This window comes from Intrasporangium sp. (genome assembly GCF_039812505.1).
Taxonomy (GTDB): Bacteria; Actinomycetota; Actinomycetes; order Actinomycetales; family Dermatophilaceae; genus Intrasporangium_A.
In genome coordinates this window covers 1-9,616 of the sequence record NZ_JBDIAQ010000137.1, presented here as the reverse complement: position 1 = coordinate 9,616, position 9,616 = coordinate 1, and the positions used below count along the sequence as shown (strand labels likewise).

8 protein-coding genes are annotated in these 9,616 nt (G+C 75.2%); 1 reads left to right on the top strand and 7 read right to left on the bottom strand.

Features of this window, described 5'->3' with window-relative positions; genetic code table 11:
* Positions 1-28: 28 nt before the first annotated feature.
* The 3 genes from WMI84_RS14645 to WMI84_RS14635 all read right to left on the bottom strand — a co-directional run bounded on the left by WMI84_RS14645 (position 29) and on the right by WMI84_RS14635 (position 3,028).
* On the bottom strand, positions 29-1,255 hold the full coding sequence (locus WMI84_RS14645; protein ID WP_347354419.1) for a GAF domain-containing protein: 1,227 nt from the start codon (positions 1,253-1,255) through the stop codon (positions 29-31).
* Between the two features lie 157 nt (positions 1,256-1,412).
* Entirely contained in the window at positions 1,413-2,474 is a 1,062-nt protein-coding gene (locus WMI84_RS14640; protein ID WP_347354417.1) for a Gfo/Idh/MocA family oxidoreductase, read from the bottom strand.
* Positions 2,471-3,028 (bottom strand): DinB family protein, encoded by a 558-nt coding sequence (locus WMI84_RS14635; protein ID WP_347354415.1) that lies wholly within the window; start codon positions 3,026-3,028, stop codon positions 2,471-2,473. Before WMI84_RS14635 ends, WMI84_RS14640 begins: the two co-directional genes overlap by 4 nt.
* Here WMI84_RS14635 and WMI84_RS14630 point away from each other — a divergent pair.
* The gene (locus WMI84_RS14630; protein ID WP_347354413.1) at positions 3,027-4,382 is read left to right on the top strand and encodes a diacylglycerol kinase family protein; all 1,356 of its coding nucleotides are present in this window, start codon (positions 3,027-3,029) and stop codon (positions 4,380-4,382) included. The two genes, WMI84_RS14635 and WMI84_RS14630, sit on opposite strands and share 2 nt — an antisense overlap.
* A 467-nt stretch (positions 4,383-4,849) precedes the next feature.
* Here WMI84_RS14630 and WMI84_RS14625 read toward each other — a convergent pair whose 3' ends face one another.
* From WMI84_RS14625 to WMI84_RS14610, 4 genes are all read right to left on the bottom strand, one after another.
* Positions 4,850-7,345, bottom strand: a complete 2,496-nt coding sequence (locus tag WMI84_RS14625; protein ID WP_347354411.1) for a CHAT domain-containing protein — start codon at positions 7,343-7,345, stop codon at positions 4,850-4,852.
* 102 nt (positions 7,346-7,447) lie between these two features.
* Positions 7,448-7,939: a carboxypeptidase regulatory-like domain-containing protein gene (locus WMI84_RS14620; RefSeq protein ID WP_347354410.1), complete on the bottom strand. Its 492-nt coding sequence runs from the start codon at positions 7,937-7,939 to the stop codon at positions 7,448-7,450.
* A gap of 1 nt (position 7,940) precedes the next feature.
* Complete coding sequence (locus WMI84_RS14615) at positions 7,941-8,516, bottom strand: sigma-70 family RNA polymerase sigma factor (RefSeq protein ID WP_347354408.1); 576 nt, start codon at positions 8,514-8,516, stop codon at positions 7,941-7,943.
* Positions 8,513-9,616: S8/S53 family peptidase (locus WMI84_RS14610; RefSeq protein WP_347354406.1), on the bottom strand; the 1,104-nt coding region annotated here is incomplete at its 5' end. The genes WMI84_RS14615 and WMI84_RS14610, both read right to left, overlap by 4 nt.

The window sequence follows — 9,616 nt, the reverse complement described above, 5'->3', positions numbered from 1 at the left end:
CCGCGTCCGGTGGGTCGGTCCGAACAGGTCAGTCGGCCGTGGCCAGCACGACCCCGGACGCCAGCCGGTACGGCCGGGCGAGCATCAGCCCGCCGAGCACGCGGCGCAGCCGGGCCATCTCCGCGCGCACCGTCACGACCCGGGTCGGGTCGCCGTAGAGCACGCCGGCCAGGCCCGCGGCGTCCAACCCGTCCGGATGACGCCCGAGCGCGGTCACGATGTCGACGTGCCGGGGCGAGATGGCCTGCTCCCAGCACAGCTCGCCCTGCGGTCCGGCGGTCGTGACGTGCAGCCGCATCTGCGGGCCGGCCCGGACCAGCCGCAGGGTGACGGCGGACCGGCTCGCGCCGTGACCGGCCCGCAGCAGCCAGCCGCCGGGTACCGGCTCGGGCCAGCACGCGCCCAGGCCGTGCACGGCCACCGGCTCGCCCGGCGCCGGGGCCGCGACCCGCTCGCACGGCGGCAGCCCCGAGACGGCCGCCACCCAGCCGTGGTCGTCGATGACGAGCCCGGGACCGTCGATCCGCGCGAGGATCGGCGCGGCCACCTGGCGCAGGGCCCCCAGCCGCTGCTCGTGGGCGCACCACAGGGTCGACTCGGCCAGCCGGGCCGCGGTGGAGACCAGCGCCATCGTCATGGGGTGGAACGTGGCGGCCGGCCCGGAGACGTTCACGATCCCGAGCACGACCCCCGTGCGCGGGTCGCGGACCGGGCTGGCCGCACAGGTCCAGGCGTGGTGGCTCTTGACGAAGTGCTCGGCGGCGAACAGCTGGACGGGGGCGTCGTCGGCCAGGGCGGTACCGATGGCGTTGGTGCCCACGCTCCGCTCGGACCAGCGCGCCCCGATGGTGAAGCCCAGCCGGTCGGCCCGGTGCCGGACGGGGTTGGCGGCCTCCCGCCACAGCACGACGGCGTCGGGGTCGGTGACGATCATGACCTGCTGGGTGTCTGCCATGCCCGCCATGAGCGCGGTGCGAAGCACGTCGACGACGGGCCCGAGCCCGGACGCCTGCCGCCGCCGCTCGACCTCTGCCAGGGCCAGCGGCTCGGGGGCCTGCCCCTGCTCGGGGTCGACGCCGAGGGCGCGGGTGCGCTCCCACGAGCGCACCACCAGGTCGCGCACCGGCAGGTCGCGCACGGGCAGCTGGTACCGGTCCCCGGACTGCGTCTCCAGCCAGGACGCCCAGACGCGGGTCAGCCTCAGGGCGTGGGTGCGCAGCGAGCCGTCGAGGAGAGCCCCCGCACCGGACTGCACGGCACCATCTCCTTCGGGCGGACGGTACTGACGCCACGGGCCGTGGTGGGGACCAGCGTAGACGCCGGAGCGCCGCCCGGCCAGAGCCGCCGGCTCAGCCCGACGGGAAGGGGGTATGCCGCCGGACGCCGGCCCAGCGGCATACCCCTGGTGGTGGTCACTCGCCGGGGAAGGTGACTCCGACCTGGCGTCGCACCTCGTCCATGGTCGCCATGACCCGCAGCGTCGCGGCGTGCGGCATCGAGGCGGTCTCGAGTCGGCCCGAGACGAGGCAGCGCGCGAACTCTGCTGCCTCGTAAGCGAACCCGTGGGCGTGTGACGCGGGACCGCCGTCCCGCTCGGCGAGCACCGTACCGTCGGGCGCACGCCACCGGATGGTCGTCGGCGCGTAGAACCGGCTCGCCAGCTCGAGCCGCCCGAGCGTCCCGGTCACCGTCGCGGTGCACGGTCCGGCGGCGAGCATCGAGGCCGAGAGGAGCGCCAGTGCTCCGCCGGGCTGGCCCAGCACGACGGCGGTGCTCGCGTCGACGCCGCGGTCGGTCAGCCGCGCCCGGGCGGTGACCTCGCTCGGCCCGCCGAACAGGTGGTCGGCCAGGCTGACCGGGTAGACACCAAGGTCGAGCAGCGCGCCGCCGGCGAGCTCCGGCGTGGCGAGGCGGGCCGGGCCACCGGGGTACAGGCGCTGCGAGTGGTCGGCCAGGATGTGCACGACCTCGCCGACCAGCCCGCCCACCACCGCCCGGCGCAGGACGTCGTAGTGCGGCAGGTAGCGGCTCCACATCGCCTCGGCCGCCAGCAGGCCCGCCCGGCGGGCGGTCTCGAGGACCTCGCCGGCCTCGGCCGCGTTGCGGGTGAAGGCCTTCTCGACGAGCACCGGCTTGCCGGCCCGCAGCGCCAGCAGGGCGTGGGCATGGTGCTCCGAGTGCGGGGAGCTGACGTAGACCGCGTCGACCCGCTCGTCCGCGACGAGCTCGGCATAGCTGCCGTAGGCCCGCTCGATGTCGAACTCGTGGGCGAAGACGGCCGCGCGCGCGGTGTCCCGGGAGCCGACGGCCGCGACGGTCGAGGCGGTGCCCTCCCGGACCGCGGTGGCGAAGGACCGGGCGATCCCGCCCGGACCCAGGATGCCCCAGCGGATGGGGGGCGCCTCGCGCGGGTCGGCGATCTGCGGGACGGGCAGAGCCGCGGGTCGTGGGCCGGTCGAGCCGCTGGTCGTCATCCCCGCACGTCCCACAGGTGGTGGGTCAGCTCGTGCCGGAGGTAGCCGCCCAGGGTTCGGGCGGTGAACCCGAACCCGTCGCTGCGCAGTCCCGGCCAGTCCCACTGCCCGGCGGCCGGCCGCTCGAAGGCGGCCGCAGCCGCGCGGGACGCGCCCGCGAGCTCGGCGCCCACGACGGCCGGGTCGGACCGCCAGTACCGACCCCGCACCGCGGCCGCGTCCTGGTCCCAGTCGGCGAACGAGACGGTCCCCCGGCCCGCGCCGGCGAGGATCTGCTCCAGCCGCCCCCGCATCAGGTCGCAGACGTCCCGGACGTGGCAGCAGTACTCGAGCGGCGACCACACGCCCGCCGCAGGACGCCGGCGCACGTCCGGGCGGCCGAGCACGGCGGCATACCGCTGGCCGGCGTCACGGATGGCCTGCGCGAGGGCGGGCGGACCGACCTCGTCGGGGTCGAACCCGCAGTCCGGACATCGTCTGGCCAGCACCCACGTCCAGTCGGCGGTGTCGGCGGTCACGGGCCCGGGGTCGGTCAGCTCGTCGGGGTCAACCATGCCGACACTGTATGGCGCCTGGCGATCCCGCCACCGGGCCCCACCGGCGGCGGCCGGCGGCGGGATGACCCACGAGGGGCCGCAGCAGGCGCTCGGCTACCGTGGTCCGGTGCTCAGCGAGTGGTTGCCGTGGATCGTCGTCGGTGGCGTCCTCCTCCTCGGTACCGCCGCCGCCGTGCTGCTCGGGACGGCCGCCCCGGCACCCCTGTCCGGCAGGACCGTTCGCTGGCGGCGCTCACACGCCGACGATCCCGGTCGCGACGACCCCCCGCTGCCGGTCAGGCACGCCGCAATCGTGCTCAACCCGACCAAGGTGCCCGACGCGCTCCTGTTGCGGGCCGAGGCGCAGCGGATCTGCGCGGACGAGGGATGGGGCGAGCCGCGCTTCTACGAGACCACGGTAGAGGATCCCGGCGGCGGGCAGGCCCGGGACGCCGTCGGTGCCGGGGCCGCGGTGGTGTGCTGCCTGGGCGGTGACGGCACCGTGCGGGCGGTCGCCTCGGCTCTCGTCGGCACCGAGACGCCCCTGGGCATACTGCCCGCCGGCACCGGCAACCTGCTCGCCCGAAACCTCGAGACGCCGGTCGGCTCGCTCGAAGCGGCCCTCCGCGTGGCGCTGACCGGACACGACCGCCGGATCGACGTGGGCGAGCTCGTCCTCGCGCCTGCTCGCACCCGGCCGGCCGACCCGGATGGCGCCGAAACCGAGGAGCCCGCCGACGCCGGGCCCTCGGGGCGGACCGGTTCGGCGCGGACCGGGCCCAGGAGCGGCCAGCCGCGGCCGGGTGACGCGCGCCGAGGGGACGGGAAGCAAGCCGAGGCACAGCAGACGGAGGCCGAGCCGGAGCGCCACCACTTCCTCGTGATGACCGGCATCGGCATGGACGCGGCGATCATGCAGGGCACGAACGAGAGCCTGAAGGCGACCGTCGGATGGGGCGCCTACGTCGTCTCGGGGATCAAGCACCTGGTCTCACCCGAGTTCCGGGCCACCTTCCGGCTCGACGCCGAGCCCGGCTTCCAGCGCCGGTCGAGGGCCGTCATCATCGGCAACTGCGGTCGGCTGCTCGGCGGTCTCGTCCTGATGCCGGACGCCCAGGTGGACGACGGGCGGCTGGACGTCGTGATCGCCTCGCCCAAGGGCTTCGTCGGTTGGGCACCGGTCATCGCGCGGGCCCTCACCCGCCGCCGCAAGGGCCACCCGACGCTGGACCACAAGGTCTGCGAGCGGATCTGGGTGACCACCGACCGGCTGCTGCCCGTCCAGGTCGACGGTGACGTCGTGGCCAGGTCCAGCGACGTCACGGCCCGGGTGCTGCCGGCGGCCCTGACCGTCCGGGTCGCGAACCCCTGAGCTCGCGCCGCCGCGGGCCCGTCCGTGGACAGTCACTCCACTCGGACCTGCCGCCGGGTGCATACCGGCTCCGCCACAAGACCCATGCCACGCCACCAGAACCCGAGTGGCGAGGGACGGGATGCTGGGGGGAAGCATCGCGCCCCTCGCCCGGGAGCGCGCGATCGGGAGAATCGCGTCTGCACTGACCGTCAAGGGCGCCTCGGGGGGAGAGGCCTTGGGGGAGGGGGTTCGTCTCCTTGACGTCCTGATCATCTTCTCGCCCCGGAGGCAGGCCGGCGGGGCGAACCCCGATTTCTTGAACAACTCTTTACCTTTGCGGAAACTGCGATGACCTTTCGGTCGTCGGCGGCGCCACCGACCCGCCCTTGGGGAACCCCGAGGCCAGCTGCCGGCGACCGAGACCGGCGGCCGCTCAGCCGGCTTCCGGCCGCTCGGTCGACGCGGGGTCACGGCACCTGGCGCGCTCACGGCACGAAGCGGCCACCGAGGTTGAGGAAGGCGGCTGCGACCGGGTCCGTCGCGACGATCGCCTCGGCGAGCGCGACGTCGCTGGACCGGCCCGCGACCAGGCCACGGTGGTGGGCGACCATCGCCGCCGCAGCCACCGCGTCGGGGACGGGCGAGACCGCGGCAACGACGGAACGGGCCCCGAGCGCCAGGACGGAGGCGGCCAGGCCGAGCGCCTCCTCGCCGGGGCGGAACGAGACCGAACCGACGTCGCAGGCCGACAGGACGACATGGTCGGCACGCACCCCGGTGGGCTGCAGCTCGTGCGCGAAGACCGGCCCGTCGTGCAGCGCGACCGAGGAGAAGAGCGGCGACTGCACCTCGTGCGTGCCGTGCGCGGCCACGTGCACGACACCGGGCGTGGCCAGGGCGTCCACGAGCAGGCGGGCCCGCGACGGTCTGGCGACCACGGCCGCGTCTCCCCAGGTCGCCGCGATCGCCCCGGCCTCGGCGCCGGCCCGGGGCACGGCCGGCCCGACACTCACGTGCACGTTCCAGGGACCGGTGCCCGGCTGGGAGGTGGACCCGGCGTCGCGCCGGGCGAAGGCAGTCAGCGAGCGCGCCACCGTCAGCGGCCGTCCCGCCAAGGACGGCAGCAGGGCCCAGGGCAGTGCGGACACCTCGTGGCTCGTCACGAGGACCAGGCCCGCGGCGGCGAGCCGCCAGGGCCGCATCAGCGCGTCGTCCAGCTCGGCGGCATCGCCGCGCAGCGACCCCCAGACGGCCGGCCCGAGCGCGCCGAGGCGCTGGGTCGCGGCCACCCGCAGGTCGGCCCGGACCCGGTGGGCCAGCTCCACGACCCGGCCCAGCGGCATCAGCTGTCTGATGGTGGCTCGGCCGCGCACGATACCGACCCCCCACATGTGGTCGCCGACCGCGAAGAGCCAGACGAGGTCGCGGTCGGCGTCGGCCAGCACCTCACGCGCCTCCCGGATGCGGATCGGCGCCCCGCTGGCCGACCCGGCCCCGGCGCTGAGGGCCCAGTCGCGGGCGCGGATCTGCAGCTGGAGCCGGGCGGCGTCCCGCTCGAGCTCGGGGTCGGGCCGCTCCTCCGCCCGGATCCGACGGTAGGTGAGCCGGAGCCGCTCGGTCAGCCCGGCCAGCTCCACGTCGGCCGGCCGGCCCAGGGAGGGCAACCGGTCCGTCGCGCTGCGCCATCGCTCCAGCGTGGCCAGGACGGCCGGGGCCCCGTGGGCGAGGGCGAGGCGCAGGTCGAGGCTGCAGAGCCACGTGCCGTGGATGGACCGGGCGGTCCGGACATCGAGGCTCGCGCTGCCCCGCTGCCCCGCCTCGAGCCGGCGCGCCGCGCGGGAGAGCAGCCGCCGGGCCTTGCCGGGTTCGCCGGATGCCGCCAGCACCGCGGCCGTCACGCCACTGACGTTCAGCTCGTCGGAGAGCGACACGGGAGGGGCGGTGCGAGCCGTCAGCCGGGACTGCGCCGCGGTCAGGTCGCCGGCGAAGAAGAGCGCGGCAGCGGCGGCGACCCTGGCGTTGTCGGCCAGCCGAAGGTCGCCGAGCGAGGTGGCCGTGCGCACCAGCGCGTCGGCCCGACGGGCGGTCCGGTGGCCGAGCGACCGCGCGCCCCCGGCGTCGCGATGGCGCGCCTGCTGGTCGAGTGCGGCCATCAGGCCGGCCAGGCTCGCCCGCCCGGCCCAGGCGGTGGCGCCGAGGCGGGCGAACGTCGCCCGTGCCCGGTCCGCCGCCTCGGCCGCCAGGTCGCGGCGGCCGTGCAGCTGCTCGGCCCGCGCCAGCTCGAGGTCGAACTCCGCCCGCAGCTGGTCCTGTCCGTCGCCGGCCACCCCCGTGACGCTCCGGGCGCCGGCGTGCAGCACCTCGACCGCCTCCGAGACGAGGCCCGCCTCGAGCAGCACCCGACCCCGGTCCAGCAGGGGTGGGGCGTTCGAGAAGTCCGTCTCGATCTCGGCGGCCTCGGCCATGGTCGTCAGGGCACCGGGCAGGTCCCCGAGCAGATAACGGGCGAAGCCCTCGTTGTGGCGCGACATCTGCGCCTGGGCGAGGAAACCGTTCGTCTCCGCGATGGTCGCCGACTCGTGGAAGGAGGCCAGGGCCAGGTCCGGGTCGCCGGTCTCGAGCGCGAGCATGCCGCGGCTGAGGAACACCGAGCACCGCTCGACCGGGGTGAACGCCGACAGGCGCGCCACGGCCGCCTCGATGCCGTCCGAGGCCGACGCCAGGTCGCCGGCCCGCCCGTGCACGTTGGCGCGCTGGTAGGCCAGGCGCGCGCCCAGGTCGTCGTCGCCGAGCTCGGCGACCACCCGCGACGCCTGGGCGAAGCGGCGTTCGGCGGCGGGCAGGCCCGAGAGCAGGAAGTCGGTCAGGGCCAGCGTGGTCAGCGTCTTGCAGCGCATCGTGAGCAGGTCGGACCGGGCCACCCCCGCCCCGCCCCGGTCGATCGCGGCGAGCGCGGCCCGCAGCGCGCGCTGTGCATCCACCGGGCGACCCGCACTGTTGTCGGCGGCAGCCTGGTCCCGGAGAGCACGCACGTGCTCGAGCAGGTCGACGATCGCTGCCTCACCTCGTCACTCCGGGCCGGGTCACACCTCGATCGTGGGGGTGATCACCGGCCGCGTCCTCGGGTCGGACGGGTCGACCCTGATCACGAAATGAATCGGCCCATGAGGTAGATCATGGACGACGAAGCGGCCGTTCGCATCGGAATTGGCCGTCACTGCGCGGTCCTGCATGACCGCCTCCACCGCGGCGCCCGGCCGGGTGACCCAGCCGTCGATCCGCACCAGGTCCTCGTGACCCTCGCTCTGGCCGACCGAGACCATCAGGCCCACGGAGGGCGCCGAGAAGGTCACGGACTCGATCCGGGTCGGCTCGACGTGGGTGCCGGAGCCCCGTGTCGCCAGCAGCGCCGACTCGGTCAGCTCGGCGATCTCGGCGTGCAGGGCTTGTACGGTGATGGCGAACTTGAGCCGCTCGCCGAGCCCGGCAGGCACCGGGTCGACATGGGCGTAGAGGTCGCGGAGCTGGCCCAGAGTGGCGAGGTCGCGCTCGTCGATGGCGTCGTTGTGGGACATGTCAGACCGCCCATCCGGGGTCAGCGCCGAGGGCGACCCTCAGCTTGTCGAGGCACCGACCACGGGTCGGGCCGATGCTGCCGATCGGCATGCCCAGCGACGTCGCGATCAGGGCGTAGTCGGGTCGCTCGGCGAAGGCGATGACGCGCAGCAGCTCCTGGCAACGTGGCGTGAGGCGCGAGATGTGCTGCCACAGCAGCCGCTGCCGCTCGCTGAGGATCGACTGCGACTCCGGGTCCAGCTGCCGGGCCGGGGTATCCGGGACCTCCTCGACGCCCACCTCGCGGCGCTCACCACGCACGAGGCGCCATACCTCGCGCTTGACCACGACGACGAGCCAGCCCAGCACGGCCGCCGGCTCCTTGATCGTCTCGGCGTGGTCGACGAGCTGGAGCAGCGCCGTCTGGATGGCGTCCTCGCACGTCGAGGCGCCGGCGCCCTGTGCGCGGGCGGCGTGCCACAGCACGGGGGAGACCAGGTCGACGAGGTCGGCCAGCCGTTGCCGGTCGCCGGCCAGGTAGTCCGCGAACGCCTGGCCGGACAGGGTGCCGACGCCGTCGCGTGCCGCGGGGCTCATGTCCCGCTCCCCTTCGGCCCGTTGCCCGCCGGCCCGCTCGCTGCCGGCCCACCTCGTGCCAGGCACTCCTTGAGGGCGCGCACCGCGCGCCTGCGCATGGCCTCGTCGGTGACGTCGGTCAGATCGCCCGTGGCGGCCAGCTCCGCGGCCAACTCCGCGGCCAGGACCGGCGTGGCGAAGGACGTGCCGCTCCAGGCCGCGAAGCCACCGGTGTAGTCGTCGGGGTCGACGGTGCGCCGCCGGCCGTTCGCGCCGGTCACCACCGTCGGCTCACCGGCGCCGTTGACCTGCGGGTAGGTGCTGATCACCGAGACGCCCGGCCGGCACGCGCTGACCACCGGCTCCTCGTTGGAGAAGAGCGCGATGCTCGTGCCGTCTGGGTTCTGGGCGCCGACGCTGGCCAGCGGAGGCCGGCTCGAAGCAGTGATCCGGGCGGGCGGGTCCTGCGCCAGGGCGGCGGGGACGAAGGCCTGGGTGCTCGCATCGTTGCCGACCCCGGCGACCACGAGGATGCCGTGCTCGGCGAAGCGGTCGAGCAGCTGCTTGACCGGGCTGGAGAGGTAGGAGCTGTCCTCGGCGTAGTACCCGAGGGACAGCGAGACGACGTCGACGCAGTCGCCGGGGCGGTTGCCGTCCTGGCCGTCGACGTGCCGGTTGAGCAGCGCCGTGAGGGCGTCGAGGACGTCGCCCTCCTCGGCCACCCCCTCGTCGTTCATCACCGGGACGGTCAGGATCGTCGCCTCCGGGCAGCCCTGCCGGATCAGGCCGGCGATGAAGGTGCCGTGTCCCTGCACCGGTGGCGCCTCACCGGTGAGCAGGTTCATCGGGGTCGGCGCGGCGGCGGCCTCGTCGGGCACCAGCTCGCCGTCCGACACGGCCAGGCGCAGGACCCGCTTCGGGTCGGTGAACCACGGGTGCCGGGCAACGACCGTGTCGAGGACGGCCACGACCGGGTTGCGGGGCAGGTCCCTGGCGCGCCGGGCCGGGTCCTCGATCGTGACGCTGACCGGCATCCGCCCACCGCGCCCGGGCACGAGGTACTCGCTGAGCGGGCTGCCGCCGATCCCGCCCCCGTAGGGGATGCCGCCCCAGTAGCCGAT